This window comes from Halanaeroarchaeum sp. HSR-CO (genome assembly GCF_024972755.1).
Classification (GTDB): domain Archaea; phylum Halobacteriota; class Halobacteria; order Halobacteriales; family Halobacteriaceae; genus Halanaeroarchaeum.
Genome location: NZ_CP087724.1, coordinates 1139759 through 1166114 on the forward strand (window position 1 = coordinate 1139759; position 26356 = coordinate 1166114).

Consider the following 26356-nt stretch of genomic DNA (forward strand, 5'->3'; position numbering starts at 1 on the left):
CAGCGGCGCGTGGAGAAATCGGTCGTACCTGCCCGTTATTGGTACGTAACTTTATCCATCTGGGTCGTATTCTGGTATCTATGTCTGAATATTCTGCAATGTTCGGTCGTGGTGGGCTCAATGCCCAACTCGACGTCGGCTCATTGCTGGACGACATCGGACTCGACGCCGAAGAGATCGCGTGGCGAAAGGATTTCATCAACTTTGGTCAGGATGACGTCGAACGGCTCACCCGGTACCAGGGGCTCTTCGAAGAACACGGCGAGGACGTCGCCGATATGTTCTACGAGAACCTCACCCAGTACACGGAAACGACAGAGGTCATATCGCGGTCTCCGAAGGGTGTCGACCAGCTGAAACAGACCCAGGAGGCATACCTCGTCACGCTCGCCGAGGGCGAATACGGCGCGGACTACTTCCGGAATCGCGCCCGGGTCGGGAAGCTCCACGACATGCTCGAAATGCCGATGAAACAGTACATCGGCCAGTACGGGGTCTACTACGACCTGCTCGTCCCGCTAATCACCGAGCGCGTCCAGGAGCAAGTATCAGACGCCATCGCGGCGGCGGACCAGGACGCGGCCGCGGATGGCGGCGTTACCGTCGAACCCGAAGGACAGAACGCTGGTGGACCCCAGATCGACATCGAGCAGGCGGCCCACGATGCCATCGCCGAGGGATTCGAGGAGTTCCATTCCATCCTGAAGATCATCAATCTGGACATGCAGGTGGTCGCCGACACGTACATCCACTCGTACACCCAGGAGATCGAGGAGACGCTCGAACAGCAACAGCGGATCGCCTCCCAACTCAAGACCTCGGTGAGCGAGCTCTCGGCGGCCTCCGAGAACGTCGCGGGGAGTTCTTCGGAGATCAGCGACCTGGCTCGCGAACAGCACGAGAGCATGGACCAGGTGGCAAACGAGGTGTCGAACCTCTCGGCGACGATCGAGGAGGTGGCCTCGTCGGCCAACGAGGTCGAACGGCAGAGCAACCAGACCCGCGACCTCGCCGAAGACGGGATGACGGCCGCAGAGGAAGCGGCAACGGAGATGGACGAACTCGACGGTGCCCGCGTGGTCATCGAGAACCGGGTCGACGAACTCGAGTCCCAGGTCGAGGAGATCAACGACGTCATCGACGTCATCAACGACATCGCGGACCAGACCAATCTGTTGGCCCTCAACGCGAACATCGAGGCTGCTCGCGCGGGCGAGTCCGGCAAGGGGTTCGCGGTCGTTGCCGACGAGATCAAGTCCCTCGCCGAGGACACACAGGATCACGCCGACGACATCGAGGCGATGATCGAAGAGGTCCGGAACGCCGCGTCCGAGACGATCAACACGCTGGGTCGCATCGAGGACGGCATCGAAGAGAGCTCCGAAGACGTGCAGAAGACCGAGGAGTTACTCCAGGGCATCGTGGGTGAGGTCGACGAGACCGTCGCCGGTGTGGCCCAGATATCGGATGCGACCGACGAACAGGCCGCCAGCGCCGAAGAGATCGCAGCGATGGTCGACGAGGCGAGAGATCAATCGCGGGAGGTCGCCGACGAGATCGAAGACGTCGCGGCGAGCACCGAGGAACAGGCCGCCAGCATCGGTCAGATCGAGGAATCCGCCGAACGGCTACAGTAAGCGCACGGTAATTTTCTATCGGATCGAGACGTCTGCACGGCTCCGCGCCGTGATCTGGGAGTCGTTCTGGATGGGTCGCCTCAGGCGGTCACCGTCGACTCGCAGGTCGCGCAGACGGCGTGGCGGCGATACATCGTGGTGCGATCGAGTGTGCTGCCACACTCCTGGCAGGTGTCGTATGGTTCGACGTACATGCGTTCTCCTTCGTCGGCGTTCTTCCGGGAACACCGATCGAGTGAGGGTTGGTGGCACAATCTTTTAGGCTTACCGAAAAGTGGCCCGTCTCGCCGGGAATCGAGGGTGTGTCCGTTGCCGTTCTCGCGGCCTGCGGTGGTGGCCGGCGTTGCTGGAGGAGGCCTCTCCGTCGGGGGTAACTCCGTCTGCGTGCGCTGCCCCGACGGCAAAGGAGTATTTTTATTCGATGGCTCGACGTACTGTGAAATGTACCATGGACGCAAGCGACCTCGAAGCGATGCTCGCAGAGTACGGTGAACTGATGGTCACGGTGAGCGAGTTCGACCAGCCACTCGAACTGCACCTCCACGACACTGAGATCGACGAGGAATTCGTCCGACTGGAACTGACCGACGGCGTCCTGAAATTCGACGTCGACGAGGTCACGGGCGCGTGGCAGCACACCCATTCGCTCGCGGACCTCGGCCTCGAGTGATCCACACCCCGTAAACGAGCGGAGCGATTAAGTGGTCTCGGAACGAATCGACGAATGGAGTTACTGTAAATGGCAACCGGTACGGTCGCATTCTTCAACGAGCGGAAGGGGTACGGATTCATCGAGACAGAAGACGCTGACGACGACGTGTTCTTCCACATGGAAGACGTCGGTGGTCCGGACCTCGAAGAGGGACAGGAAGTCGAATTCGAAATCGAAGAAGCAGATAAGGGCCCGCGAGCGACGAACCTCACGCGCCTGTAAACTGCCCCGTTCCGCTCGTTAGCGGCACGGCATTTTTTCGGAACGACGACCAGACGGACACGACAAGGGCTATCCCCACCGAGCCACTGTCTCCGGTCGATGCGTACCCTCTCCTCGCTGCCAGACCGCCCCGTCACGCAAGCGGAGGTGACCGCGCTCAACGATTCCGAGCGACTCGCGATGGCCGTTCCGGTGACCCAGGAGGACGCCGTGCGGACGGACGACCGCGAGCAGGTCACCATCACCGACCAACTCATCCTGGCGACCGACACGTGGGTGGCCGGACTCGTCTACGAAGACCGGTGGATCGAGGTGGAACGCGTCGATATCGAGGGTCCCGGGTCGGAGCGGTTTGCCGCGCTCCAGACCTGTGAGGACGCGATCGAGGCGCATACCGAGGCGTAAGCGAGAGACCGGTTCGTCGGACGGATCCGGGCCGACGGGCCTGCAAAAGGCTAAAGAGCGAAACCGACTTTCAGTAACACAACAATGACACAGAACGAGTTCCCGGAAACGGAGGTGATACCGTGGGAGTCGAAGTAGCCGAACCGTCGGTCTCGGACGCCGAACTGGACGCGATGGCCACGTTCGTCTTCGATTACCTCGACGCGAGCGTCGAGAACGAGGAGAACGGCGGCCGGATGCGGTGGTACCCCTGGCACTCGGCCGAATACCGGTTCAACCACATCATGAACGTGGTCGAACTGGCCGCCGAGATCGCCGAACGCGAGGGGGCGGACGTCGAAGTCGTCACCGTCGCGGCGCTCTTCCACGACATCGCCAAACTCGAGGCCGAACAGGACGCCCACGCCGAGGAGGGCGCGCGGATCGCGCGCAAGTACCTCGAGACCCACGGCGACTACCCCCCGTCGTTCATCGACCGCGTGAGTCGGTCGATCGAACAGCACTCCCATCAGGGCGAACTGAGCGAGTTGCCCCTCGAGGCACAGTGTCTCGTGGAGGCGGACATGCTCGATAAGATCGGGGCGAACGGGACGGCGTTGATGCTCCTTCGAATGGGGTACGAAGCGCGCACGCACATGGACGCGGGGGAGATGGTTCAGCGTGTCCTAACACGGGGGCGAGAGGCAAAGCGTCGAATCGAGAGCGACGCCGCCGAAAGCATCGCCCACCAGCGTCTCAAACGCGTGAAGTGGTTCCAGGAGTGGCTCGAAGGCGAGATCGCGGAGTTGGACGTCGACGACGAGCGACCCTAAACCAGTCCGAGCGTCCCCGCCGCATCGAGGGTGAATACGCCGGCGAACCACACCAGCACCAACGCGCTCACGTAGGCGATACCCGTCCCGAGTTCGTCGACCCGCTCGCCGGCCGCCCGGAGCGCTGCCGGAAAACTCGTTATCCACAGGAAGATCCCGAGGAAGAACCCGCCGATGGTCAAGAGGCCACTCCCCGCGGACAGCGAGATTCCGAAGGCCTCGATCCGTCCGGGGTTCAACAGTCCGATGCCGGCGGTCAGCCACCAGGTGATCTGGTACGGATTCGTGAGTGCGAGCGCGAAGGCCTTCCCGAACCCGGCCGCGTCGCTCCCTTCGCTGTCGGAGAACGACCCAGCATTCTTGACTGCACCGTAGGCGAAATAGAGCATCAAGAGGCCACCGATACCGACCATGACGCCCCTGAGGGTGGGTGCTTGTTCGACGAAGGTCACCAGACCGGCCAGAGCAAAGACGAAGAAGAGCCCATCGGCCGACATCGCACCGAGTCCGGCAGCGAACCCGGCACGCCAGCTGCGGTTGACGCTCTCTTCGGCGATGACTGCATTCATCGGCCCCGGGGGCGCTGCGAGTGAGAGCCCCAGCAGAAGTCCGGCGACGACGGATACCAGGGCGGTGAGCATCTGCGTATCAATAGCAGGTCAGCGCGAGAAAAGTGCGTCGTTGTTCACAATCCTCAGATACCCTTCCGCATGAGGTGACTCCGGAGGACGTCCGACTCCTTGTTCCCGGCGGCGGTGTTGACGAGGACGACGGTGTCGCCCTCGTCGAATGCCCCGCGCTCGGCGAGTTCCAGTGCCCCGCTCACGCTGGCCGCTGCCGACGGCGACAGTTCCAGGCCGACGGATTGAGCGATCTCGATCCCGGCATCGAGGATGGCCTCGTCGTCGGTCGACACGGCACCGCCGTCGGTCTCACGGATGGCTTCGAGAAGCCACTCGCCCGCACGCGGGTCGGGGATCTCGATCCCACCACAGATCGTGTCCGGCTGTTGCCACGGCTCGGGGATCGATCTGTTCTCCTCGATGGCCCGGACGATGGGTGCACAGCCCTCCGCCTGGGCCGCGTACAGTGCTGGGACGTCGTCGGTGAGACCCAGATCGTGGAGCTCCGAGGCTCCTTTGTACGCGCCGACGAGGGCGGCACCCTCACCGGTCGGGTAGACGACCGCGTCGGGCACGGTCCAGCCGAGTTGTTCGACGATCTCGTAGAGCAGCGTCTTCTTCCCTTCGTGTCGATAGGGGGTCTGGAACGGACGGGCTGGGTACCACTCCTCGTTCCGGCCGTATTCGTCCTCGAAATTCGCGATTGCGTCACCGATGCGCCCCTCGACCACCGACATCTCTCCGCCGTGCACGTTGATCATCGCCTTGTTCGTGAAGCCGGTCCGTGAGGGCACGAAGACCTCCGAGTCGAGGCCGGCGACGCTCGCGTACGCGCTCGCGGACTGACCACTGTTCCCGGTCGTCGCGAGTGCGATCGTCTCGGCTCCGTGTTGGCTTGCGGCCGTGACCGCGACTGACAACCCCCGGTCGGCGACAGTACCGGTCGGGTTGCGACCCTCGTCTTTGATCAGCACGTGACCGACACCCATCGTCTCCGCAAGCGAGGGGGCCGCGACGAGCTGGGTTGCCCCCTCTCCGGCCGTCACAGCGGCGTCGCCGTCGAATGGCAACAGTTCCTCGTATCGCCACATCGACTCGAATCGGCGGTCGCCGAACGTCTCGCGGGCGAGATTCAGCCTCTCGTAGTCGTACGTGGGGTCGAGGGCGCCGCCGCACTCGGGACAGCGATGCGCCCCTGTCTCGGCGTCGACGCTCGCACCGCAGTCCCTGCAGGTGAGTCCGACGAACGCCTCGGTCGTGTTCATGCCCGGGCAGACGACCGGTGGATGAAAAACCGTGTCGATGTGTGCGGTAGTCTCCCACGTGACCCAACAATTTTTGCCGGATGTCGCCGTCGGTCGACATGTACTCATGCCACGACGAACCGTCATCATGGGCGCGGCTGGTCGGGACTTCCACGACTTCGTCTCAACGTTCCGCGGTGAGAGCGGATACGAGGTCGTCGCGTTCACCCAGAGTTTCGCACAGAACATCGGCGAACTCGAGGAGATGCCCGAACGAACCTTCCCCGCGTCCATCGCGGGTGAGGGCTATCCGGACGGTATCCCCATCCTCCCGGAGGCCGAACTCGAGACGATCATCCAGGAACGCGACGTCGACGAGGTCGTCCTCTCGTACTCCGACCTCTCACACGAGTACGTGATGCATCAGGCATCGCGGGCGCTCTCGTCCGGGGCCGACTTCCGGCTCATCGGGACGGAGATGATGCTCGAGTCGGAGACCCCGGTGGTCGCCGTGGACGCGGTTCGAACCGGGTGTGGGAAATCACAAGCCTCGCGGAAACTGGCCGGCGCCATCGGCGATCGCGGTGTCGACGTCGTGGTCGTCCGCGAACCGATGCCCTACGGCGACCTGGAAGCACAGCGAGTCCAGCGTTTCGAGTCAGTCGAGGACCTCGCGGCCGCGGGCGTGACCATCGAAGAACGCGAAGAGTACGAACACCACATCGAACAGGGACACGTCGTCTACGCTGGCGTGGATTACGAGGCCATCCTGGCCGAGGTCGAAGACGAGGCGGACGTCATCCTCTGGGACGGGGGGAACAACGAACTGCCCTTCTTCGACCCCGACGTCCACTTCGTCCTCGCTGACCCACACCGCCCCGGGCACGAACTGACCTACCATCCGGGGGAGACGAACCTCAGGATCGCCGACTACGTCGTCATCAACAAGGAGAACACGGCCGAGGGGGACGACATCCAGACCGTCGTGGACAACGTCGCCGAGGCGAACCCCGAGTCCGAGATCATTCACGCGGATTCGGTTGTGACGGTCGACGATCCGGACGCCATCGAGGGGAAACGCGTCCTCGCCGTCGAAGACGGCCCCACGTTGACCCACGGTGGGACCGCGACCGGTGCGGCCAGCATCGCTGCCGAGAAGTACGGGGCGGCAGAAGTGGTCGACCCGCGTGACGGGGCCGTCGGCTCCATCGCGGAGGTCTTCGCGGACTATCCCCATCTGGGGAACGTCATCCCCGCGATGGGGTACAGCGACGCCCAGATCGCCGAACTCGAGGCGTCGATCAACAACGTGGACTGCGACGTCGTGCTCGCCGGCACTCCCATCGACCTGACGAAGGTCGTCGACGTCGAGAAACCGGTCGTCCGGGTCCGGTACGACATCGAGGAACGCGGCTCCCCGACCTTCGAGGACGTCCTCGACGAACACGCCGACGTCCTCGGCCTCTAAACGGTGAGCAGGCTGTAGAGGATGGCCTTCTGGACGTGTTGTCGGTTCTCGGCCTGATCGTAGACGATGGAGTTCGGACCGTCCATCACCGCTGTGGCGACCTCTTCGCCACGGTGGGCCGGCAGGCAGTGCATGAACTTCGCGTCGTCGCCGTGGGCCATCAACTCGGGCGTGACCTGGTATCCGTCGAAGGCCGCCTTCTTCTCCGCGGATTCGCCCATGCTGACGAAGACGTCCGTGTAGACGGCCCTCGCCCCGTCGACCGCCTCGGCCGGGTCGTTGGTGATCGTCACGTCCGCGCCGGCGACGCGGTCGGTGATGGTCGTGTCGGGTTCGTAGCCCTCGGGTGTCGCGATGCGACACGGAATGTCCAGCGTCGCACAGATCTGCATCAGCGAGTGGGCGACGTTGTTGCCGTCGCCGACGAAGGCAAGGGGGCCGTCCTCGATGCCGTATTCCCGCATCGTGAACACGTCGGAGAGCGCCTGACAGGGGTGAAGGAGGTCCGTGAGGCCGTTGATCACTGGGACGTCGGCGTGCTCGGCCAACTCGATCATGGTCTCGTGTTCGAAGAGCCGTGCCATGATGACGTCCGTGTACCGCGAGAGGACCTTCGCGGTGTCCGCGAGCGACTCGCCCCGGGATAGCTGGGATTGCTCCTCGGAGAAGTAGATAGCGTGGCCGCCGAGATGGGTCATCCCCGCCTCGAAGGAGACGCGCGTCCGCGTCGACGGTTTCGCGAAGAACATCAACAGTGTCCGGTTGGAGAGCGCGTCGTGGTATGCCGGCTGATCAGCCTTCATCTCCTCTGTCAGTGCATAGATGTCCAGAATCTCCTGTTCGGTGAGGTCGTGGATGTCGATTACGTCCTGCATCTTATGGTAGTACCTGTGTGCCGGCCTCGCCGGCGAGTGCTTCGTCCACCCTCTCGGCGGACGTGATTATCGCTTTTTCCCCCTGTGATTCCGCGAACTCGATTGCGGCCTCGACCTTCGGTCGCATACTTCCTTCGGCGAACTGGCCGTCGGCGAGCAATTCGCGCAGCTCAGCGACGGTGGCCTCGCGGATCGGCTCCTGGTCGGGGGTACCGAAGTCGGTGTAGGCCGCCTCGACGTCCGTCAGGATCAGGAAGGTCGTCGCACCGATGTCCTCGGCGACGAGGGCCGTCGTTCGATCCTTGTCGATGACGGCCTCGACGCCGTGGAGGACGCCGTTCTCGCGCACGACCGGAATGCCGCCGCCCCCGGCACAGATGACTGTCTGCCCGTCCTCGAGGAGCGTCTCGATGCGATCGGCTTCGACCACCTCGACGGGATCGGGTGACGGGACGACCCGACGGTACATCGTTCGGCCGTCTGCCTTCGTCACCTGTCGGGTCTGGAACGCCTTCGAGAGCGCTTCGGCCTCAGAGTAGTGGGGTCCGACGGGTTTGGTCGGACGCTCGAAGGCCTCGTCGTGTTCGTCCACCCGGACCTGCGTGACCACGGTCGCAACCGTCTCCTCGAGGACGTTCCCGAGTTCCTGCTGGAGGATGTAGCCGAGCTGTGCCTGGGTCTCGGCCACGAGAACGTCGAGTGGAAATCGGGGGCCCGCGTCCGATTGTTCCTGTTGGAGCATCAGGTTTCCAACCTGCGGGCCATTGCCGTGTGTCAACACGAGGTCGGTCTCCTCGTCTGCGATCTGGGCGATGTTCTCGGCCGCTTCGCTGACGCGCTCTCGCATCCCCTCCATCGTCTCGTCGTCCATCGGAAGGAGGGTGTTCCCACCCAGGGCGACGATGATTCGGCCCATTGAACCTAACTGTTCACGGCCTCGGGTAAAAATCGTTGTGTCGTGTGCGGCTACTGTACGATAACCTTTATGCGTAATATTCGCGATAGTTTGACCATGGAACGATATCGCACTTCGATGGACCGGCGCGCGTATCTGAAGACCGTCGGCGCAACTGGCGCCGTCGCACTCTCTGCCACCGCAGGCTGTCTGGGTGGCGGTGACGAGACGACGTTGACGCCAGCGACGGCGCCCGGGTTTCCACCGTTCGAGATGAAAGAAGGAGGTGAACTCGTTGGCTTCGATATCGACCTTCTCGAAGCCGTCGTCGCCGAGACCGATTACGAACTCGGCGAGTGGGAGGAGTTCGAATTCGACTCGCTCATCCCGGCGTTGACGAACGATAACATCGACGTCATCGCAGCAGCGATGACCATCACCGATGACCGGGACGAGACCATCGACTTCTCGGATCCGTATTACTCGGCCGACCAGGCCATCCTCGTGGCCGACGACGCGGACTTCTCGCCCGGAAGTCTGGAGGACCTCGCCGACCGGCCCCTCGGTGCCCAGGGTGGGACGACCGGCGAGGGGGTCGTCGAGGACGAACTCATCGCGAACGACATCATCGCAGAGGGTCAGTACAACAGCTACGGGAACTACGTGCTGGCGGTCGAGGACCTCGTCAACGGCAACATCGACGCGGTGGTCCTCGATACGCCGGTTGCACAGACCTTCGCCGCGGACAGACCGGTCACTATCGCCTTCGAGTACGAGACCGGCGAGAACTACGGATTCGGCATCCGCGATGGCGAGTCGGATCTGCAGTCGGCACTCAACGACGGCCTCCAGACCGTCCGCGACGACGGTACGTACCAGGATATCACCGCGACGTGGTTCGCCGAATAATCGACGGCAATGCAAGGGATTCTCGGGGTCCTCGCACAGGCGCCGGTGGGTGACTGGGGGTTCGTCTTCCAGAACGCGGACTATCTCGCGGGCGGCCTCTGGTTGACGATTCAGTTGACGGTCGCGAGCATCCTGGTGGGCTTCCTGGCGGGCTTTCCAGCGGGCGTCATCGAGGTGTACGGCGGCCGGTACAGCGCCACGCCCGTCAAGGTAGTGGGGACCGTTCTCCGAGGGACGCCACTGCTCGTCATCCTCATCTTCGCGTACTTCGTCTTTCCCATCGGATCCGCCTTCATCGCCGCGGTCCTCGGGCTGGGCCTGCGGAGTGCAGCCTACCAGAGTCAGATCTTCAAGGGTGCGCTGAAGAGCATCGGGGAAGGACAGATGGAGGCCGCACGTGCCATCGGGATGACGAAACTCGAAGCTATCTATCACGTCATCGTCCCGCAGGCGCTTCGACGGAGCATCCCTTCCTTCCAGAACGAGTTCACCATCGTCCTGAAGGACACCTCCATCGCGTTCGCGATCGGATTCGCCGAACTCCTCACCCGAAGCTACGACCTGTTCGTCCAGCGGACGACGGCCGTACTGGAGGTCATTCTGTTCGTAAGCGCCATCTACTTCGTCGTCACGTTCACCACGAACCGCGCGCTGGACTACGTCGCAGAAATTTTCAAGATTCCAACCGGTGAGTCATAGATGACCGAACCATTACTCGAGGTCGAACATCTCAAGAAGAGTTTCGGTGACGAGGAGGTCCTGGCCGACGTCTCCTTCCAGATGCAGGAAACGGATGCCAATGTCATCATCGGACCGAGTGGCAGTGGGAAGTCGACCCTGCTGCGGTGTATCAACCGACTGACGTCGATCGACGGCGGGGACATCTATCTCGACGGTGAGTTGACGTCCGCACCCGATTACGACGTCAACAAACTTCGGCGGAACGTTGGTATGGTGTTCCAGGACATCAACCTGTTCGCCCACCTCACGGCGCTCGAGAACGTCACGCTCGGTCTCAAACGCGTCCTCGATATGGATGCCGATGCCGCCGAGGCGAAGGCGCTGGCCCAACTGGAGCAGGTCGGGCTGGGGGACAAGACCGAATCGTACCCGGCAGAGCTCTCTGGGGGGCAACAACAGCGAGTCGGCATCGCCCGGGCACTCGCGATGGACCCGAAGCTCATGCTCTTCGACGAGCCGACCAGTTCGCTCGATCCTGAACTGACCGGTGAGGTCGTCGAGGTGATGCGAGAGCTGGCCGAGGAGGGTATGACGATGCTCGTGGTCACCCACGAGATGGGATTTGCCCGGTCCACGGCGAGCAACGTCATGTTCCTCGATGGTGGCCGCTTCGTCGAGATCGGACCGCCGGACGAGTTATTCACGGATCCGAAAGAACGGCGGACGAGGGAGTTTCTGGGACGGCTCACGGAAGCCGAGGCGGAGGGCTCACTGTAACCGATGGTCTCCTCGCGGGACGTCCAGGACCCGGGCATCTCGGTCTCCACCAGCGGCTGGGCCTGGCGGGCGTTCTACGTCGTCTTCTGGGGGTGGCTGCTGGCCCGGTGGCTCAACGATTGGTTTTTCACGTCGGTGACCGGCATCGGGGACCGACAGCCGTTCGTCGAGCCGGCGCTAATCGAACCGGTCTCGGAATCGCTCGCGTTTGCGTTGACCTACCTTCCGGCTCTCGCGAAGGGTGCGTGGATGACCATCGTGTTGACCGTGGTGGCCATCGTGTTGGGCTTCGTCATCGCGGTTCCGCTCAGCGTCGCCAGGGTGTACGGTCGCTACTCGAAGTGGCTCGCGCTGACCTTCACGGAGCTCATCCGGGGGACGCCGCTTCTAGCTCAGCTATTCGTCCTGTACTACGGCCTGGGCCTATCCAGCTGGATCAGGGAACTCCCGCTCGTTGGCGTGGGCCCGATCCCCGGACAGGCGTTCTGGGTAGCGATCATCGGCTTCACGATCAACAGCGCCGCGTACCAGGCCGAGTACATCAGGTCGGCGCTACTCTCCGTCGATAGGGGACAGTTGACTGCCGCTCGTGCAATCGGATTGAACCAGCTGGAGGGGATTCGATACGTCGTGTTGCCCCAGGGGCTTAGATACGCCATCCCTGCCTGGTCCAACGAACTGATCTACCTGATCAAGTACTCCTCGTTGGCGGCGTTCATCACCGTCCCGGAGCTGTTCAAGGTCGCCCAACGCATCGCGTCCGCTAACTTCAGGTACACCGCCATCTTCACGCTGGTAGCCATCCTCTACCTGGGAATCATCATCACGGCGTCCAATCTGATGGACTACGTCAACGACCGTGTGGCGATACCCGGCCTCGGCCAGCAGCGTACACGGTGAGGAAGGTGGACCTTTTGGGATCGGTCCCGTATCGTGAGACATGAACCACTCCACCGTCGTCGTCGCTGGCGGCGGCATCGCCGGCCTCCGGACGGCCGAACGACTCGCTGCGGCCGACTTTCAGGTTACTCTGTACGAACGAGAACCGACCCTCGGGGGTCGCGTCAGGTCCGTGCGCGAGGGCCCCTATCGATTCGACCGGGGATTCCAGGTCTTGCTGACGGCGTATCCAGCAGTGCAAAACGTCCTCGACCTTGACGCACTGGACCTCCGACGATTTCCGCCCGGGGCGACACTCTGTCGGCCCAACCATCGTGTGACGGTCGCAGATCCCGTTCGGGCTCCGCGGACGTTCTTCGAGACGGCGTTCGCGAGCGATCTGACCGTCGGCGACAAAGTCAGGATCGTCTCGCTCCGCCGGGAACTCCGTGGCCGGTCCGTCGACGACATGTTCACCGGACCGGACCAGTCGATTCTCGATTACCTCCGCGATCGTGGCTTCTCGGATCGGTTCGTCCGTCGCTTTGCGGCACCGTTCTACGGTGGTATCACCCTCGACCGGTCGCTGGCCACGTCGAAGCGCATCTTCGAGTACACCTTCAAGATGCTCTCTGAGGGGTATGCTGCGGTCCCGGCGGATGGAATGGGTGCCATCACCGCGCAACTCGCCGATGCAGCACGGGAGGCGGGCGTCAGTATCGAAACCCGAACACCAGTGCAAGGAGTCGAGTCCACAGGAGATGGTGTGTCTGTGACCGTCGATGGACGGACGGTCGAGGCGGATGCGGCGGTCGTCGCCACCGACCCGCCGACGAGTGCCGAACTGACGGATATCGAGTCGATACCCACCACGGGGAAGGGGTGTGTCACCCAGTATCTCAGCCTTCCCAGTGGCAATCCCATCGAATCGCAGCGGTTCATCATGGTGAACAGTGTCGGCGAGGTCCCGAACCAGATCGCTCCGATCGGGGTCGTCGCACCGGAATACGCCCCCGACGACGAGATACTCCTGAGTGCGACCTCGCTCGGAGACCCACAGTACACCCCCGACGAACTCTTCGAGCAGACCCGATCGACCCTCGCCAGCTGGTATCCCGAGGCATCGTTCACATCCCTCTCGCTGAAGAAGACGATCCGGTGTCCGTTCGCCCAGTTCTCACAACCGCCGGGCGTGCACGAGTCGCTGCCGAACGTGACCGATCCGGATGGTTCGGTGTACCTCGCTGGTGATTACACCCACGATTCGTCGATCAACGGCGCGATCGAGAGTGCCACCACGGCAGCCCGCGCCGTCGTCCGAGACCTAGAGGAGTGATCTGAACTCGGTGAGTGGGGGAAACTCGAGTGGCTCGTCGTCGAGACTGACGATTGGCCGACACTCCCCGAGGTCAGTGAGGAGCGGCGACAGACTCTCCCCAGCGTCGAGATCGTTGACGAGCGTTCCTCTGGCGAGTCGGGTGTACGCCGGCAGGACGAAGACGTCGTTTCCGGCCTGCTGGTTCGAGCAATCGAGTGCACAGGGATACCGACGCCCCTCGATCCGGATCGCCGGATGTTCGTGGCCGACGACGAATCTATCCGCGGTCTCGATCGGCTCGCGATGGCCGTGGACGACGACCGTCCCGTCGGCCAATCGGTGCGCGGACTGGATTGGTGCCTCCACGAGGGTCGACAACATCGTGTCGTGATTCCCCTCGAGGACCACCAGGTCGGCAGGAGATCGGTCGACGACTCGACGGATGTCGCCGAGTGTCTCGGAGACTCCCGTTGGCACCCGATCGAACGAGTGCAGGAGGTCGCCGGCCAGCACCACCGTCGCCGGTTCGACGTCCTGGAGGGTCGTTTCGAGCCGGCCGAGGATGTCATCGTGTTCCCCGACCGGGAGTTCGACGGCGGAGCTCCGGTCCTGGCCCAGGTGGAGGTCCGCGACGATCAGCGCGTCCGCTGCCGTCACGTACGCAGCTCGGTCGACGATCCGGACGCCGCCAGTTGACACGGTCGAGGCCAGGCGGTCGAGGTCAAAAGCGGTGTCGGACGACCGATGGGGTTTTTGCCCGTCCCGGGCCTTCCCGAAGATATGACCGAGGTCCTGGAGGATAAACGGACCGCCACACGATTTCGCATCCTGGTCGAGATAGCCGACCGGCAACCGGCCGTCAGTCAGGGCGAGATCGCCGACGCCGTGGGCGTCACGAGCCAGGCCGTCTCGGAGTACATCCGCGACCTCGTCGACGAAGAGTTCGTCGAGAAGGAGGGACGGTCTCGCTATCGGGTGACCAACGAGGGGGTCGACTGGCTGCTACGCACGGCGAGCGACGTTCGTCGGTTCGCCGATCGCGTAACGGACGACGTTCTGGGCGGTGTTTACGAGGATGCAGCCGTCGCGACTGCCGATATCGATGCTGGCGATGTCGTCAGCCTCTCGATGAACGAGGGGCTCTTACACGCGTCACCCGGCGACGCCGGACCGGCGACCGGGGTAGCGACCACCGACGCCGTGGCAGGTGAGGACGTCGGCGTCAGCGGCTTCGAGGGCATCATCGACTTCAGCCCCGGGTCGGTAACTCTCTACCAAGTCCCACCGGCCCGATCCGGTGGGAGCGCCGCGGTAGAGACGGACGCGATCACTGCGGCGTGCGAGGACGCGTCACTCGTGCTCGCCGAAGGAGTGGAAGCAGTGGTTGCGCTTCGAAAGGCGGAGATCGAGCCTCAGTCGACCTTTGCCGCCGGCGCGGTGGCTGCAGCAGCCGCTCAGCGAGGCGTGGCGGTCGTCGTGGTCGTTACTGCGGACGACGTCGGGCGAGTGACTGACCCCCTCAGAGATGCCGGGACTTCGTACGAGGTCTCGGACTGGCCGTAGAATAGCCGTCGGGAGAGATTCGGCCGTACTGCTCAACCGATGTACCGGAGGTCGTCTTCGGTACCGGGGCTCGGCCCTTCTTCCATCTCCTTGAGCCGTCCCAGCACCTCCTCCATCTCCTCTGCCCGGTCGTCGAGGGCGTCGTAATCGATTTCGAAGTCGAGGAACTCCTGGAGGACCTCGAGGACGGCACGAGCGCTCATCGGGTCCACGACGTAGCCACTCGTCTCCCCCATCAGACAGGCCGCCTCGAACTCACGACGACCGCCCATGCCCAGGAGGAGCCCACTCGTTCCGACGATGCCACCCGCGGGCTCTTCGGCACGGAATTCGACGCCGGCGTCCTCCAACTCGGCCTTTTGGTCCTCGTCGGAGACTGCCCCGATAACCGCGTACTCCTCGATGAGTTCTCCCGTGGGGACACCGCCGAGCGCAAACACCTCCGCCGCGCCGAAGAATTCGGCGACGTCCAGGAAGACGTCGGTGAGCCTGTAGTGTCCGGGAACGTCGTTCGCCTGGTGGTTTCCGGTCAGGACGAGCATATCCCGTCCCGCCGTCTCGATAGCATAGAACTCCGCATTGGCCAGGGTGCCGACCCCATCGTTGTCGATACCCACCTGTGGGGGGAAGTGCTCGGAGTATATTCGTCGCACGAGAACGCTTTCCATCTCTTCGACGAGGTGTTCGGCGACCAGTTTGCCGACGTGGCCGACGCCCGGCAATCCCTCGACGAAGACGGGGTCGTCGAGTTCTACCTCGGCGACCTGCTCGACCTCGATTTCGTCCATACGGCTACTCCCGAACGCGGCGCTTAAGAGCACGTCGGTACTCGCCGTACGGATCGGCTGGATCGAACGGGGCTGGGGCGCTGTTGACGGCCGCGGCGCCACAATCGGGACACTGCGAGGAGAGCGTGTACACCGGGCGTTCGTGTTCGGTCTCCCACGACGAACAGACCCGGATGTCCGACTTCATTCGTTCTCGGTCTGGCGCTCGCGATGGAAGGCACCATCGCCGCCGGCGTCGTCGATGGACGTGATGGCGCGCTCCGCTGCCGCCTCGAGTTCGTCTTCTGCGGTCTTGTAGTTCGGTGCCTGGACGCGGATTCGGTACTCGGGCGATCCGACGTACGTGACCTTGAGATCGATCTCATCCGGTATCTCCCCGTCTCCCTCGGCGGCTTCGAGTGCCCGGCGAATGTCGTCGACGCCGTCGGGGTTCGGCGATTCGAGGTGGACGTATCCCGTCACCGTGACGTAGGGGACGGAGACGTTCTCGCGGGCGGTCTCCACGATTCGTTCCCGTTCTTCGTCGTTGAGATCGACCGATTCGAGCACCTCGTGACCGTGGATGGCAGCCTGTTCGAATCCATCGTAGAGGCTGCCGAACTCGGCGAGGAGGGCGTTCGCCACCCGTCTGAACGTCTCGTCGTCCATGTCCTCGCCGAAGGCCAGCGAGAGCCACTTGTCCGCCTTCTGTTCGTTTTTCCACTCCTGGATCTTATCGGAGCGCTGGTGGTCGTTGACGTCCTTGATGGAGAGATCGATCTGCTGGGAGGACTCGTCGACGTCGAGGACCTTCGCCACGACGGTCTGCCCTTCGTTAACGTGGTCGCGGACGTTCTTGATCCACCCGGAAGCGACTTCGCTGACGTGGGACAGCCCGCGTTTTCCCTCGTACTCTTCGAGGTCGATGAAGACCCCGAAGTCCTCGATCTCGTCGACCTTTCCGACGACCAATTCGCCCTCTTCGGGCCATCCCTCGTATTTCATCGCGCTTCGACGACCTCGGTGACTTCGGCGTCGATATCGGCCAGGCCACCGGTCGGGCGGGCGAGCGTGTTGCCACAGACGGCACAGGCGACCTCGGTCGACGCCTTCTCGAAGAGCGTCTGTTCGTTCTCACAATCCGGACACTGAACGGTGATGAACCTTCCTGCCATTGTTATTCCTGGAACTCGACCTTACCGGCGCGCCATCCCTCGCGGAGATGTGCTTTGCCGCATTCGCTACATCGGTACTTGAAGTTCGTCTTCTTCGTGGGCTTATCGCCACCTGGAACCTTCGAGAACTTGCCGGCGTTCCCGATGGTCGACTTGCCGCGCCGCTCCTGGCGAGCGGCCCATTTCATCCCGGTCTGGCGACCGCGACGGACCTTCTCTATCTCTATCTCCGTGTGCGCGTCGCAATTCGGACAGTAGCTTTTGATGCGTCGTGGAATCTGCATAGCGAACCAACCTGTTAGCACTCGCTTTGGGAGGGGTGCTTAAAATCCGTTTGGTTCCGGCCCGGCATAACGCTGTCCTTCTGCGGTCTCGTCGGCCGCCGACGGCACCGACCCACGGGCCCCAGCCCCGATTTCACCTCCGCGAGGCCGTCCGAAACGTTTACTCCCATTTACGCTGAAGGACGGTGTATGAAGCGGCTCATCATCCACGGCGATCCGGACGTGCGGAAGGAAGGCGTCGTCGAGGTCGATGGCGAGGAGTACACGTTGTTCCAGGTGACCCGTAACGGCGACTGGCACGGCCCGGATCGGGTCCAACTCTGGTGTATCGCCGGGCAGCCGGAAGAGTGGGACGACTTCGACCGACGGAACTACGTCCCTCAGTTCCTGGAGGTCGAGACCGTCGACGCCGACGACGTCACGGTGAAAAAACGGGCTGGCGACCTCGCAATCTGATCGGCGAGTCCCCACTTTCGGGTGGCGACGTCTACCCGAGCAGTTCGCTGTCGTTGACGCGATATATCGTCACTGCCTCGTCCTCGTAGGCCACCGAGATTCCCTGTTCCTCGTCGTACGCCCTGACGTCGTAGCGATCCCGCTCGACCGGACCGACGTAGATGTACTCGACGTGGTAGCGGTCTAGCAGTGCCGACCGCGTCTGGGGATCTACCGTCTCGAAGATGGCGTCCACGTCTCTGACTCGGGAGCGGTAGTCGTCAGCGCCCCGGTAACCGATCTCGTGTCTCCACCCGGCAACCGTCGGAACACCCGTCATGCTCGACGGGGCGTTCACCCATTGGTAGATGTCCGTTCCAGGTGCCGAAACCATCGTGGGCTGCCCCTCCAGATCGTTTACCCACTCGATCGCTCCTGCCTCCTCTGGGTGGTCGTCCTCGATGTACTGGTGTGCATCGAGGGTCGGTGTTCCGGACTGGGCTCCGGCGGTCGACGCGACGGCGAACCCGCCGTAGATGGACGTCGACGCGAGGAGCACGACGAGCAGAACCGCACCGATGGATCCCATGGTACTGATCGTCTTTTCCTCGGCATCGTCCGACGTTTTGTCGTCATTTCCCGACGGTCGACCCCGCGGCAACCCACGGCGAACCTCGCGACCGATCCGTTCGACGCTCGCGCGTAGTGGTGGTAGATGAGCCGTCATCGCACCGGCCGCGACCGCCCACAGCGCCCAGACCTGCGAGTATATCTTGAAGACGGTGTTGAACCGTCCGGGGCCGGCTTCTTCGACCAGGAAGACGAATTCGACGAGCACGAGCAACCCCATGGCGCCGACGAGGAGGACCGCCTCGAAGTCCACCCCAGAATCGGTCCGGAGGCGGTACCACGCTCCGAGGAGCAGTGGGACGAACAGACCGACCGCGGGCGCGGTGAGGACCGCCGTGATCGCAATTGCCGCCACTCCGAGCAGGCCGACCAGTGCGACGGTATCACGAGACCATCTCCGAAGCAAGTATGGCACCGTGACGGCGAGGAACGCGCCGTGCACCACGAGCAGATCGGGGAGTCGGCTCGTGGGTTCCGAGAAGAACCCGATCGAACGCCCACTCGTGGTCCCGGAGAGGAACGAGGCCACCGAGATGGCCCCGATGAGGGCGACGGCGACCGCGAGAACTGTCGCGACGACGATTCGGGCACCTTCGGTTCGAACTGCCCGCCCGTCGGTCGCACGGTCGATCATCGTTTCCAGACGAGCGGGGAACAGACTCCAGGGTGGGCCGGGCGCGAAGAGGAGCGTCAACCAGGTAACTCCGACGAGGGCCGGGGCACTCCAGGTATTGACGACGATCAGTACCCCGACGGCGGCTGGGATGAACGCGAAGATCAGGACCGCACGGCGCACTAGCGCCTCAGGGGGTGTGCGCCAGTAAGTGTAGGCCAGACCGACACCCACCAACAGGAAGATCGGACTCATCATGTGGGCGTGGAGGTCTCCATTGAGGAAGGCGAAGAAGGGGAACTCGGTGGCGAGGTTGTACGTCGACTCGCCCCGTGGTCCGGCGTCGATGACCCGGCTCGCATGCCAGTAGTGAAACGAATCGACGCCCGTCGCGAGGCCTTTCATCTCGATATTCGCGACGGCAGCGAGTGTTTCGCCGGCACCCTCTGGGAGCGTCCAGACGAGTAGCCGGATCGGTGTCGAGAGGTTGCTGGCTATCCCGACGAAGAACGCGGCGACGACCCCACCCCGACGATAGGATCGTCCCGAGCCAGCACTTATCACCGCGCCGATACCCCAGGCCGCGGTCACGAATGCCGCGTAGTAGCCGGCGAGTGCGAGGTTGTAGGCGTATCGAGCTGCGGTGTCGGTTAGCTGGGCGAACATCGCGGCGAGCATGTGGCCGCCGTAGTAGTACTGGACTGGTTCGTTGGCGAACCACATGTCATCGGGTGGGAGACTCCCCGCGCGAAGAAGTGACGCGAGCAACCCCATGTCCAGGAACTTCTCTCCACCGCCTGGGTGGGCACCCGGATCCAGTGCCCTGATGCCCACGAAAAACAGGAAGGCGAGCGCGAATACGAGGACCGCATCACGGTACCGGTTCCAGCGCATCGCAACGCCCCACCGGACGGCGAGCGCCGACACGACCGCCAGCACAAGGACGGCCGCAACGGCGGTTCCCGTTCCGAAGGTCACCTGGCCGAGTCGGTAGCCGACGACGGTGAGCACCACGAAGGCGAACGGGATCGCCAGTCCCGCCCCGCGATCCGGGAGCGTCGCAAACACCAGGCTACTCGCCGGGAGCGCGAGGGCTCCGAGACCAACGAAGAGGCCGAGCCAGATGACGACGAGTCCGTATTCCACACCCGGGTCTACCCCGCCGTACCGATATACTCCTTGTGGAGTTTTGCGACGCGATTCGAATGGCTTTACCCGATGGACCCCCCGAGTCGTATCCAATGAGGTCGAGTGTGGGCGTCGTGATCCCGGCCTACCGACCGGACCTCCACGCCCTCGAGCGGTACCTCGACACTCTCCAGACCGTCGTCGATCCCGAGGTGATCAGGGTGGAACTCGACGATCCGACGCCCGACACGGTGAGGGCCCTCTCGGACGGGCCGGCCGAGGTGCACACCGTCGAAACGCGTCGAGGGAAGGGGGCCGCGATAACGGCGGGATTCGAACGTCTCGACACCGACGTGCTCGCGTTCGCCGACGCAGACGGGAGTACCCCAGCCGAGTCTATCGACGACGTCATCGACCCGGTTCGAACCGGGGCAGCGGCCCTCGCGGTCGGATCCCGTCGGCACCCAGACGCGGACGTTCAATCCCATCAGTCGTTTTTCCGCCGCCGACTCGGGGACGCCTTCGCCTGGCTCGCCCGACGGTCACTGGACGTCTCCCTGTACGACTATCAGTGCGGTGCGAAGGCACTGTCTGCCGAGACCTGGCGATCGATCCGTACCCACCTCTACGAACCCGGCTTCGCCTGGGACCTGGAGGTCGTCTCGATGACACACGCAACCGGCAACCGAATCCAGGAGGTGCCAGTCACCTGGGTAGACCATCCGGAGAGTACGGTCTCCACGGGATCGGCTGTCGTGGAGATGCTCGGTGGCCTGCTCGCTGCCCGCCACCGTGCCAGATTGATCGCCGAAGATCCGTTCTACGAGGTTATCGATTCGTACCGCGACCGAACCGCTCCACTCGTCTCCCGAACCGACGAGAAATGACGGGTTCGGACTCGTGGGTGTCGGTCATCCAGCGCCGTCTTCGCCCGCTGGCCAGAATCGATCGTATCGGTCAATTCGTGTCCGTCGGTGTCGCCGGAGCGTCCCTGGAGACGGTCATCGTCTTCATCCTTACCGGCCTCTGGACCGTCGCCCCCCTTCCGGCGAAAGCCGTCGGCGCGGAGGCGTCGATTTCTCTCATGTTCCTCCTCAACGACCGCTGGACCTTCGCCGAAGTGGGCAAATCCGGCCTGTCCGCGGTCGTCCGACGGTACCTGAAGTCCCACGCCGTCCGACTCGGTGGGCTGACCGTCGCGTTCACGACCCTCTACGTCCTCACCGCGTGGACCGACGTTCGACTCGTGCTGGCAGGCGCGGACTTCTGGCCTACCGTCGCCAACGTCATCGGCATCGGGGTCGGGATGACGATCAACTATCTGGCCGAGAGCATCGTCACCTGGCGGGTCCTCTCGAACTAGTTCTTCGTCTCGATTCCGCCGTCAGGCGAGGGTGAGAAATCGGAACGTGACGTAGGAGAGAAGGGTTGCGACGGATGGGCCGATGATCCAGAACGCGACGAATCGGGCGACCGTCGATGGGTCGAATAGCTGTTTCACGTCCTCGATGGAATCCGGATCCTCCTCGCCGATTCGGGGCACCTCGTCTTCGGGCTCTGTGGTGAGCGACCCCATCGTCACTTTCGTCTCCGATTCCCCTCGCACGAGTTCGGCGACGGTCGCCGGGCGGGTAGCCCGTCCCCATCCCAGACCCACGATGGTCATAACCGTCGACAGCGCGAGACTGATCGGGATCCCCAGCCACGACGCGACGGTCGTGATCGTGGCACCGACGACCATCACGACCATCGCGGCCAGCAGTGGCAGGTCCGTCAGGTCGTTCCCGACCGATTCCATCGTTCGCCGGGCGATCGTGAACGCACCGAGACCGATGGCGAGCGAGCCGAGGACTATCCCCCGTTCCGTAGCGACGATGCCGCCTCCGACGAGCGGAGCGACCGCGTTCGCGACGTTACTCGCACCGGCGCTAAAGGCCATGTAGCAGGCGATAACGAAGACCAGGACCGTACTTACTACCTCTCGTGCGGTCGTTTCGGGGCCCAGGGTCGGTCGGGGAAGTGTTTTCTCCGGATCGAGTGTAAGGAGCGGACCACTCGATCGCTCGATAGCGAACTCTCGTTCGAGGTAGGGATAGAGGTACCGACCGATGAACCCTCCGGCCCAGAAACCGAGGATCGGGGCGATGAGCCACCAGACCATGATCGAACCGACGACGGCGAAATCGAGTTGGTTGGTCGCCAGTCCGAGACCCGCGATCGCGCCGACGGCAGTCATCGACGTCGAGACGGGAACGCCGTAGAGATTCGCAAATAGCATCCCCAGTCCGATAAAGACGAGCACCACGATACTCGCCTCGATGGTGAACGCGGTGGTGGGCACGAGTTCGCTGCCGAGCGTTTCGATCACGTTGCGACCGACCGTCCAGCCGCCGAGAAACACGAACAGCGTCATGAGCGCCGCTGCGGTGGTCTTGTCGACGACTCGAGCGCCGACGGCTGGTCCCCAGGCGACACCAGTGGACGATCCACCGATGTTGAAGCCGACGAATATGGCAGCGAGGACGGAGAGGATACCGAACAATAAATCCATTCTATATCTTCCGTAGTGGTCCGAGGTATGGATTACGGGTAGTCCGAGGCGTCCGACTGTATGCTTCGGTCCCACTTATCATTTATCAGAGTCGCTCACGAATGGTTCCGTATGCCCACACGCGTTCTCGTTCCGATGGACGGTTCAGAGATGGCCGAGGCCGCCCTCGAGTATGCCCTCGACCTCTTTCCCGACGGCGACATTACGGTCTTCGTCGTCGTTGGAGAGCCCTCCGCGATGATGGGTGGTGCCGTCAGTCTCGCTCTCGAAGAGGACATCGAGGAAGCTGCCGAAGAATTGGCCGCTGATATTCTCGACCGCGCACGACAGATCGCGCAGTCCCACGACATCGAGATATCGACGGCGTTCTCCTGGGGGAGCCCGGCAAAAGAAATCGTCTCCCGCGCCGAAGACTTCGACACCGTGGTCATCGGCAGTCACGGCGGATCCGTGTCCGATAATTTGTTCGTCGGAAACGTTGCGAAGAAGGTCTTTCGCCGGTCCCCAGTGCCTGTTACCGTCGTTCGGTGACACTGCATTCGTTCGTTTTCTCGGCTCCTCGACGGATTGACGCTCGAGAAAATAGCGGGCGGTAGATTTGAACCGGATCCAGACGGTCGCTCACTCCGTTCGCGCTGCATCTGGCAGGGTTCAAATCTTCTCGACATATCCCTTCGCTCCGCACAACCTCGCAGCCTGACGGCTGCTCGGTGGCGAGTCGCGAAGGAATATAGCGGGAGGTAGATTTGAACTACGCCCGAGAACCTGCGCAGAGCGCAGAACCTCGGTCTACTTCAAATCTCCCTTGCATACGTTTTGCTCGCTCCGGACGTCTCGGAGCCTGACGGCTCCTCGACGGATTGACGCTCGCAAAAGATAGCGGGAGGTAGATTTGAACTACGTCAGGACGTGCTCGCTCCGCTGCGCGCGCCCTGCCTTATTCAAATCTCCCTTGCATACGTTTTGCTCGCACCGGACGTCTGGGAGCCTGACGGCTCCTCGACGGATTGACGCTCGCAAAAGATAGCGGGAGGTAGATTTGAACTACCGATCTCCGGGTTATGAGCCCGGCGGAATCTCCTGGCTATCCCATCCCGCTACCATCGCTTACCCCATATCCGCAGTTAAGAATTGTGATTCGGACGCCGGCTGTGAGATTCGACGCAGGTCCCCTATCGAACGGTACGCTCTTCGAACTCCACGTGACCACTCTCCACCAAACCCCGCGAACCAGGCTATCCGTCGCCGTGTTCGTCCGTGATGATGACTTCGCCGTCCTCGACGGTCACGTTGATGAGCGTCTTGACGTTGTAATCGGTGTCGTCGAGCTCGTTCGGCCCCGCTTTCTTGATGACGGCCACGATGTCCCGGATGTCGGCGTCGATGGAATCGAGCGCCTCGGCGATCGCGCGGAGAGTCCCGCCCGTCGAGAGGACGTCGTCGAGGACGAGCACCTTGTCTCCCGGATCCACGTCGTTGATGAACATCTCGCTCTCGGAATAGCCGGTCTCCTGGGCGAGCGCGACCTCGCCGTCGAGTCCGTACTGGCGCTTTCGGATGACGACGAGGGGGATGTCGGTCATCAACGAGACGGCGGTGGAGATGTGGATGCCCATCGCGGCGGGCGTGACGATCTTGTCGACGTCATCGATCTCGGCTTTTCTGATGATGCCGATGACGATCTCGCGGAGCAGCCCGGGCTCGAGCATCGGGACCCCGTCGCTGATCGGGTGGACGAAGTACTGATAATCGCCTTTCTGGATGATCGGCGCGTCGAGAAGGGACTGCTTCAACCTGTCCATGGAGACCGTATCCGCGGTTCTGCATAAAGTGTGGCGATTCTTCGAGTCCCTGTGCACGATACGCACCTGTCGTGAATGGACATGGCAATACGGCCCAGGCAGTGGGGATGCTAAATATCCGCCGTTCGACGTATCTGTGGCCGTGCAGTCGATCGATAGCGGAAAGCGTTTTGTCTCCCACTCGTAAGGGACCCATAGTACTTATGCGAACGACCAGTTGGTCAGGCAATCCCGGCGGGTCCACGTCTGGAGGTGGCTGATGTCCGAGAAGAGTGCTCGGATACTGGTCCCCGTCGGACCATCGCCGACGTATCGGAACACGGTCGCGTACGCGGTCCGAGAGGCACTCGATGCGGCGAAATCGTCTGACGTCCGTGGCGCGGTCCACTTCGTCTATCCCGCCCAGTGGCGACGGTTCACCGATCGTGGGCAGGCGGCGGCCGACGACGTCGAGGACCTGCTCGAACGGACCATCGTCTGGGTGACCGAGGACCTGGATTTCGATGACGAGGATCCCGACCTCGGAGACCTTCCTATCGACATCGAGACGGCCATCGCCGGCGAGGATCGATACCTGTTCGCGCCGGGCGATTACGCCTCCTCGTTGTCCGACTACGCTCGCAAACACGACCTGGACCGGTTCGTCATCGACCCGGAGTTCCAGCCAGGCGGGAACGCACCGATGCTCCAGCCACTGGAACTGGAGCTACAAAGGGAGGGCTTCGAGGTCGAAGAAGCGCCGGTCGAGCGGACCGTCCAGCGCAGTCGGCTCCCCTCTCGAACGACGCTCTCGAAGGTCTTCGTCACGTTCGCCAGCACCTACGGATTCTATCTGCTCATCGGTGGGACCCTCGGGACCTTCGACCTCGCCACGGGCTTGGTGGTCGCGACGCTCGCCACCGCACTGTTCTCGCGAATCGCGTTCGTCAGCTCTCCGTCGTTCTCGAAGACGCTCCGCCGGTCGGCTCGCGGGGCGCTCTACGTCCCGTATCTGCTCTGGGAGATAGCCAAGGCGAACATCGCCGTCGCCTACATCATCCTCCACCCGAGGATGCCGATCGACCCCGGGATGCGTCGATTTCGCGCGGCGGTCTGGGGTGATCTCCCGGTCACCACGCTCGCGAACAGCATCACCCTCACACCGGGAACGCTCACCGTCGACGTGCGGGATAGTCTCTACATCCACACGCTGACCGAGCAGGCCCGCGTGGATCTGGCGGGTGGTGCGCTCGAGCGTGCTGTCCGGTTCGTGTTCTACGGCAGGGACGCCGCGGATATCCCGACGCCGATCGACCGGGACGCCATCGACGACGAGGTCGTCTATCCGGAGGAGGATTCCTGATGTCGGTCGCCGAAGTCGGTACTCTCGAACTAGTCCTGCTCGGGGCGGGAACGATCATCGTCGTGTTCACCATCGGCCTCCTCTATCGGGTCGTCCAGGGCCCGACGATGGAGGACCGGGTCATCGCGATCAACGCCATCGGGACCTCGACAGTGGTGGTCCTGTCGCTCGTGGCGGCGGCGCTCGGCCAACCGGGCTATCTCGATATCGCGCTCGTGTACGCGCTGCTCAACTTCCTGGCGAGCATCGCCATCTCGAAGTTCATCGTCGAACGCGGAGGTGTCCTGTAGATGACACCGCTCGAGTACGCCATCGTGGCGCTCGCCGCCGGTGGCGTCTTCTTCACCCTGGTGGCTGTCGTCGGTATCATCCGTCTTCCCGACCTGTATACGCGAGCACACGCCACTTCGAAGAGCGATACCCTCGGTACCGTGCTGTCGCTCGGTGCCGTCATCCTCGCGTTCGGGGTCGACGTCGCTGCCGCGAAGACCGCACTCCTGTTGGTATTCATGTTGCTCACGAATCCGACCGCCGCGCACGCCATCACCCGTGCGGCCTACGATCAGGGAATCGAACCGTGGACGGTAGACGAGGAGGGTGGTGACTGAG

General features: G+C 63.0%; 32 protein-coding genes and 1 tRNA gene. 19 read left to right on the plus strand and 14 right to left on the minus strand.

Features of this window, described 5'->3' with window-relative positions; translation table 11 throughout:
- Window positions 1-80 precede the first annotated feature (80 nt).
- The 5 genes from HSRCO_RS05840 (at window position 81) to HSRCO_RS05860 (ending at window position 3788) form a co-directional block, all read left to right on the plus strand.
- Entirely contained in the window at window positions 81-1637 is a 1557-nt protein-coding gene (locus tag HSRCO_RS05840) for a globin-coupled sensor protein (RefSeq protein WP_259519496.1), read from the plus strand.
- A gap of 448 nt (window positions 1638-2085) precedes the next feature.
- The gene (locus HSRCO_RS05845) at window positions 2086-2307 is read left to right on the plus strand and encodes a hypothetical protein (protein ID WP_259519497.1); all 222 of its coding nucleotides are present in this window, start codon (window positions 2086-2088) and stop codon (window positions 2305-2307) included.
- A gap of 69 nt (window positions 2308-2376) precedes the next feature.
- Entirely contained in the window at window positions 2377-2571 is a 195-nt protein-coding gene (locus HSRCO_RS05850) for a cold-shock protein (RefSeq protein ID WP_050048068.1), read from the plus strand.
- 99 nt (window positions 2572-2670) lie between these two features.
- Window positions 2671-2976, plus strand: a complete 306-nt coding sequence (locus HSRCO_RS05855; RefSeq protein WP_259519498.1) for a hypothetical protein — start codon at window positions 2671-2673, stop codon at window positions 2974-2976.
- A 122-nt stretch (window positions 2977-3098) separates the two neighbouring features.
- The gene (locus HSRCO_RS05860) at window positions 3099-3788 is read left to right on the plus strand and encodes an HD domain-containing protein (protein WP_259519499.1); all 690 of its coding nucleotides are present in this window, start codon (window positions 3099-3101) and stop codon (window positions 3786-3788) included.
- On the opposite strand, the gene HSRCO_RS05865 is transcribed toward HSRCO_RS05860, so the two are convergent.
- Complete coding sequence (locus HSRCO_RS05865; protein ID WP_259519500.1) at window positions 3785-4429, minus strand: LysE family translocator; 645 nt, start codon at window positions 4427-4429, stop codon at window positions 3785-3787. The two genes, HSRCO_RS05860 and HSRCO_RS05865, sit on opposite strands and share 4 nt — an antisense overlap.
- A 53-nt stretch (window positions 4430-4482) precedes the next feature.
- Window positions 4483-5676 (minus strand): threonine synthase, encoded by a 1194-nt coding sequence (locus tag HSRCO_RS05870; RefSeq protein ID WP_259519502.1) that lies wholly within the window; start codon window positions 5674-5676, stop codon window positions 4483-4485.
- A gap of 106 nt (window positions 5677-5782) precedes the next feature.
- Between HSRCO_RS05870 and HSRCO_RS05875 the strand changes: the two genes are divergently transcribed.
- Entirely contained in the window at window positions 5783-7123 is a 1341-nt protein-coding gene (locus HSRCO_RS05875) for a cyclic 2,3-diphosphoglycerate synthase (protein ID WP_259519503.1), read from the plus strand.
- On the opposite strand, the gene argF is transcribed toward HSRCO_RS05875, so the two are convergent.
- Together argF and arcC are read right to left on the minus strand one after the other, a co-directional pair.
- Window positions 7120-7998: an ornithine carbamoyltransferase gene (gene argF / locus HSRCO_RS05880; protein ID WP_259519504.1), complete on the minus strand. Its 879-nt coding sequence runs from the start codon at window positions 7996-7998 to the stop codon at window positions 7120-7122. The two genes, HSRCO_RS05875 and argF, sit on opposite strands and share 4 nt — an antisense overlap.
- Before the next feature lies 1 nt (window position 7999).
- A complete protein-coding gene (gene arcC / locus HSRCO_RS05885; RefSeq protein WP_259519505.1) occupies window positions 8000-8914 on the minus strand; it encodes a carbamate kinase in 915 nt (304 codons plus the stop codon).
- A 96-nt stretch (window positions 8915-9010) separates the two neighbouring features.
- Here arcC and HSRCO_RS05890 point away from each other — a divergent pair, with 96 nt between their 5' ends.
- From HSRCO_RS05890 to HSRCO_RS05910, 5 genes are read left to right on the plus strand one after another with little or no spacing between them, the layout of a single operon-like run.
- On the plus strand, window positions 9011-9802 hold the full coding sequence (locus HSRCO_RS05890; RefSeq protein WP_259519506.1) for a basic amino acid ABC transporter substrate-binding protein: 792 nt from the start codon (window positions 9011-9013) through the stop codon (window positions 9800-9802).
- Window positions 9803-9811: 9 nt separating this feature from the next.
- Entirely contained in the window at window positions 9812-10501 is a 690-nt protein-coding gene (locus tag HSRCO_RS05895) for an amino acid ABC transporter permease (RefSeq protein WP_259519507.1), read from the plus strand.
- Window positions 10502-11260 carry an amino acid ABC transporter ATP-binding protein gene (locus HSRCO_RS05900; protein WP_259519508.1) on the plus strand — a complete coding sequence of 253 codons (759 nt, stop codon included), beginning with the start codon at window positions 10502-10504 and terminating at the stop codon, window positions 11258-11260. It begins immediately after the preceding gene.
- A gap of 3 nt (window positions 11261-11263) precedes the next feature.
- Window positions 11264-12160, plus strand: coding sequence for an amino acid ABC transporter permease (locus HSRCO_RS05905; RefSeq protein ID WP_259519509.1), 897 nt, complete (start codon window positions 11264-11266; stop codon window positions 12158-12160).
- Between the two features lie 40 nt (window positions 12161-12200).
- Complete coding sequence (locus HSRCO_RS05910) at window positions 12201-13475, plus strand: NAD(P)/FAD-dependent oxidoreductase (protein WP_259519510.1); 1275 nt, start codon at window positions 12201-12203, stop codon at window positions 13473-13475.
- Here the strand turns inward: HSRCO_RS05910 and HSRCO_RS05915 are convergent.
- Entirely contained in the window at window positions 13464-14156 is a 693-nt protein-coding gene (locus tag HSRCO_RS05915) for a metallophosphoesterase (protein ID WP_259519511.1), read from the minus strand. The genes HSRCO_RS05910 and HSRCO_RS05915 overlap by 12 nt on opposite strands.
- Before the next feature lie 81 nt (window positions 14157-14237).
- Between HSRCO_RS05915 and HSRCO_RS05920 the strand changes: the two genes are divergently transcribed.
- Window positions 14238-15020, plus strand: a complete 783-nt coding sequence (locus HSRCO_RS05920; protein WP_259519512.1) for a MarR family transcriptional regulator — start codon at window positions 14238-14240, stop codon at window positions 15018-15020.
- Window positions 15021-15052: 32 nt separating this feature from the next.
- Here HSRCO_RS05920 and HSRCO_RS05925 read toward each other — a convergent pair whose 3' ends face one another.
- Genes HSRCO_RS05925 through HSRCO_RS05945 form a run of 5 tightly spaced genes read right to left on the minus strand, consistent with a single transcriptional unit; the run spans window position 15053 to window position 17246 of the window.
- Window positions 15053-15808: a proteasome assembly chaperone family protein gene (locus tag HSRCO_RS05925; protein ID WP_259519513.1), complete on the minus strand. Its 756-nt coding sequence runs from the start codon at window positions 15806-15808 to the stop codon at window positions 15053-15055.
- A 4-nt stretch (window positions 15809-15812) separates the two neighbouring features.
- On the minus strand, window positions 15813-15995 hold the full coding sequence (locus tag HSRCO_RS05930) for an RNA-protein complex protein Nop10 (RefSeq protein WP_259519514.1): 183 nt from the start codon (window positions 15993-15995) through the stop codon (window positions 15813-15815).
- Window positions 15992-16792: a translation initiation factor IF-2 subunit alpha gene (locus tag HSRCO_RS05935; protein WP_259519515.1), complete on the minus strand. Its 801-nt coding sequence runs from the start codon at window positions 16790-16792 to the stop codon at window positions 15992-15994. The genes HSRCO_RS05930 and HSRCO_RS05935 overlap by 4 nt, the downstream gene beginning before the upstream one ends.
- The gene (locus tag HSRCO_RS05940; RefSeq protein ID WP_259519516.1) at window positions 16789-16962 is read right to left on the minus strand and encodes a 30S ribosomal protein S27e; all 174 of its coding nucleotides are present in this window, start codon (window positions 16960-16962) and stop codon (window positions 16789-16791) included. Before HSRCO_RS05940 ends, HSRCO_RS05935 begins: the two co-directional genes overlap by 4 nt.
- Before the next feature lie 2 nt (window positions 16963-16964).
- On the minus strand, window positions 16965-17246 hold the full coding sequence (locus HSRCO_RS05945) for a 50S ribosomal protein L44e (protein ID WP_259519517.1): 282 nt from the start codon (window positions 17244-17246) through the stop codon (window positions 16965-16967).
- Window positions 17247-17435: 189 nt separating this feature from the next.
- Here HSRCO_RS05945 and HSRCO_RS05950 point away from each other — a divergent pair, with 189 nt between their 5' ends.
- Complete coding sequence (locus HSRCO_RS05950; protein WP_259519518.1) at window positions 17436-17702, plus strand: HAH_0734 family protein; 267 nt, start codon at window positions 17436-17438, stop codon at window positions 17700-17702.
- A gap of 31 nt (window positions 17703-17733) precedes the next feature.
- Here HSRCO_RS05950 and HSRCO_RS05955 read toward each other — a convergent pair whose 3' ends face one another.
- Window positions 17734-20070 carry a DUF2298 domain-containing protein gene (locus tag HSRCO_RS05955; RefSeq protein WP_259519519.1) on the minus strand — a complete coding sequence of 779 codons (2337 nt, stop codon included), beginning with the start codon at window positions 20068-20070 and terminating at the stop codon, window positions 17734-17736.
- A gap of 95 nt (window positions 20071-20165) precedes the next feature.
- Between HSRCO_RS05955 and HSRCO_RS05960 the strand changes: the two genes are divergently transcribed.
- Together HSRCO_RS05960 and HSRCO_RS05965 are read left to right on the plus strand one after the other, a co-directional pair.
- Complete coding sequence (locus HSRCO_RS05960; RefSeq protein ID WP_259519520.1) at window positions 20166-20939, plus strand: glycosyltransferase; 774 nt, start codon at window positions 20166-20168, stop codon at window positions 20937-20939.
- Complete coding sequence (locus HSRCO_RS05965) at window positions 20936-21415, plus strand: GtrA family protein (RefSeq protein WP_259519521.1); 480 nt, start codon at window positions 20936-20938, stop codon at window positions 21413-21415. Before HSRCO_RS05960 ends, HSRCO_RS05965 begins: the two co-directional genes overlap by 4 nt.
- Window positions 21416-21436: 21 nt before the next feature.
- Here HSRCO_RS05965 and HSRCO_RS05970 read toward each other — a convergent pair whose 3' ends face one another.
- The gene (locus HSRCO_RS05970; RefSeq protein WP_259519522.1) at window positions 21437-22603 is read right to left on the minus strand and encodes an inorganic phosphate transporter; all 1167 of its coding nucleotides are present in this window, start codon (window positions 22601-22603) and stop codon (window positions 21437-21439) included.
- A gap of 111 nt (window positions 22604-22714) precedes the next feature.
- Between HSRCO_RS05970 and HSRCO_RS05975 the strand changes: the two genes are divergently transcribed.
- On the plus strand, window positions 22715-23134 hold the full coding sequence (locus HSRCO_RS05975) for a universal stress protein (RefSeq protein WP_259519523.1): 420 nt from the start codon (window positions 22715-22717) through the stop codon (window positions 23132-23134).
- A 493-nt stretch (window positions 23135-23627) separates the two neighbouring features.
- Here HSRCO_RS05975 and HSRCO_RS05980 read toward each other — a convergent pair.
- Window positions 23628-23702: transfer RNA gene (locus HSRCO_RS05980), tRNA-Met, on the minus strand.
- A gap of 136 nt (window positions 23703-23838) precedes the next feature.
- Window positions 23839-24405, minus strand: coding sequence for a hypoxanthine/guanine phosphoribosyltransferase (hpt, locus tag HSRCO_RS05985; RefSeq protein ID WP_259519524.1), 567 nt, complete (start codon window positions 24403-24405; stop codon window positions 23839-23841).
- A 259-nt stretch (window positions 24406-24664) separates the two neighbouring features.
- Here hpt and HSRCO_RS05990 point away from each other — a divergent pair, with 259 nt between their 5' ends.
- Genes HSRCO_RS05990 through mnhG form a run of 3 tightly spaced genes read left to right on the plus strand, consistent with a single transcriptional unit; the run spans window position 24665 to window position 26355 of the window.
- Window positions 24665-25747 (plus strand): monovalent cation/H+ antiporter subunit E, encoded by a 1083-nt coding sequence (locus HSRCO_RS05990; protein WP_259519525.1) that lies wholly within the window; start codon window positions 24665-24667, stop codon window positions 25745-25747.
- Entirely contained in the window at window positions 25747-26037 is a 291-nt protein-coding gene (locus HSRCO_RS05995) for a cation:proton antiporter (RefSeq protein ID WP_259519526.1), read from the plus strand. Before HSRCO_RS05990 ends, HSRCO_RS05995 begins: the two co-directional genes overlap by 1 nt.
- Window positions 26038-26355 carry a monovalent cation/H(+) antiporter subunit G gene (gene mnhG / locus HSRCO_RS06000; RefSeq protein ID WP_259519527.1) on the plus strand — a complete coding sequence of 106 codons (318 nt, stop codon included), beginning with the start codon at window positions 26038-26040 and terminating at the stop codon, window positions 26353-26355.
- Window position 26356 lies beyond the last annotated feature (1 nt).

Coding starts and splice junctions, on each gene's coding strand:
- HSRCO_RS05905 (WP_259519509.1), top strand. CDS start 11,264: ATGGTCTCCTCGCGGGACGTCCAGGACCCGGGCATCTCGGTCTCCACC.
- HSRCO_RS05990 (WP_259519525.1), top strand. CDS start 24,665: ATGTCCGAGAAGAGTGCTCGGATACTGGTCCCCGTCGGACCATCGCCG.
- HSRCO_RS05845 (WP_259519497.1), top strand. CDS start 2,086: ATGGACGCAAGCGACCTCGAAGCGATGCTCGCAGAGTACGGTGAACTG.
- HSRCO_RS05895 (WP_259519507.1), top strand. CDS start 9,812: ATGCAAGGGATTCTCGGGGTCCTCGCACAGGCGCCGGTGGGTGACTGG.
- HSRCO_RS05970 (WP_259519522.1), bottom strand. CDS start 22,603: ATGGATTTATTGTTCGGTATCCTCTCCGTCCTCGCTGCCATATTCGTC.
- hpt (WP_259519524.1), bottom strand. CDS start 24,405: ATGGACAGGTTGAAGCAGTCCCTTCTCGACGCGCCGATCATCCAGAAA.
- HSRCO_RS05925 (WP_259519513.1), bottom strand. CDS start 15,808: ATGGACGAAATCGAGGTCGAGCAGGTCGCCGAGGTAGAACTCGACGAC.
- HSRCO_RS05975 (WP_259519523.1), top strand. CDS start 22,715: ATGCCCACACGCGTTCTCGTTCCGATGGACGGTTCAGAGATGGCCGAG.
- HSRCO_RS05870 (WP_259519502.1), bottom strand. CDS start 5,676: ATGAACACGACCGAGGCGTTCGTCGGACTCACCTGCAGGGACTGCGGT.
- mnhG (WP_259519527.1), top strand. CDS start 26,038: ATGACACCGCTCGAGTACGCCATCGTGGCGCTCGCCGCCGGTGGCGTC.
- HSRCO_RS05945 (WP_259519517.1), bottom strand. CDS start 17,246: ATGCAGATTCCACGACGCATCAAAAGCTACTGTCCGAATTGCGACGCG.
- arcC (WP_259519505.1), bottom strand. CDS start 8,914: ATGGGCCGAATCATCGTCGCCCTGGGTGGGAACACCCTCCTTCCGATG.
- HSRCO_RS05995 (WP_259519526.1), top strand. CDS start 25,747: ATGTCGGTCGCCGAAGTCGGTACTCTCGAACTAGTCCTGCTCGGGGCG.
- argF (WP_259519504.1), bottom strand. CDS start 7,998: ATGCAGGACGTAATCGACATCCACGACCTCACCGAACAGGAGATTCTG.
- HSRCO_RS05920 (WP_259519512.1), top strand. CDS start 14,238: ATGACCGAGGTCCTGGAGGATAAACGGACCGCCACACGATTTCGCATC.
- HSRCO_RS05950 (WP_259519518.1), top strand. CDS start 17,436: ATGAAGCGGCTCATCATCCACGGCGATCCGGACGTGCGGAAGGAAGGC.
- HSRCO_RS05840 (WP_259519496.1), top strand. CDS start 81: ATGTCTGAATATTCTGCAATGTTCGGTCGTGGTGGGCTCAATGCCCAA.
- HSRCO_RS05935 (WP_259519515.1), bottom strand. CDS start 16,792: ATGAAATACGAGGGATGGCCCGAAGAGGGCGAATTGGTCGTCGGAAAG.
- HSRCO_RS05855 (WP_259519498.1), top strand. CDS start 2,671: ATGCGTACCCTCTCCTCGCTGCCAGACCGCCCCGTCACGCAAGCGGAG.
- HSRCO_RS05850 (WP_050048068.1), top strand. CDS start 2,377: ATGGCAACCGGTACGGTCGCATTCTTCAACGAGCGGAAGGGGTACGGA.
- HSRCO_RS05900 (WP_259519508.1), top strand. CDS start 10,502: ATGACCGAACCATTACTCGAGGTCGAACATCTCAAGAAGAGTTTCGGT.
- HSRCO_RS05965 (WP_259519521.1), top strand. CDS start 20,936: ATGACGGGTTCGGACTCGTGGGTGTCGGTCATCCAGCGCCGTCTTCGC.
- HSRCO_RS05865 (WP_259519500.1), bottom strand. CDS start 4,429: ATGCTCACCGCCCTGGTATCCGTCGTCGCCGGACTTCTGCTGGGGCTC.
- HSRCO_RS05960 (WP_259519520.1), top strand. CDS start 20,166: ATGAGGTCGAGTGTGGGCGTCGTGATCCCGGCCTACCGACCGGACCTC.
- HSRCO_RS05930 (WP_259519514.1), bottom strand. CDS start 15,995: ATGAAGTCGGACATCCGGGTCTGTTCGTCGTGGGAGACCGAACACGAA.
- HSRCO_RS05910 (WP_259519510.1), top strand. CDS start 12,201: ATGAACCACTCCACCGTCGTCGTCGCTGGCGGCGGCATCGCCGGCCTC.
- HSRCO_RS05890 (WP_259519506.1), top strand. CDS start 9,011: ATGGAACGATATCGCACTTCGATGGACCGGCGCGCGTATCTGAAGACC.
- HSRCO_RS05940 (WP_259519516.1), bottom strand. CDS start 16,962: ATGGCAGGAAGGTTCATCACCGTTCAGTGTCCGGATTGTGAGAACGAA.
- HSRCO_RS05875 (WP_259519503.1), top strand. CDS start 5,783: ATGCCACGACGAACCGTCATCATGGGCGCGGCTGGTCGGGACTTCCAC.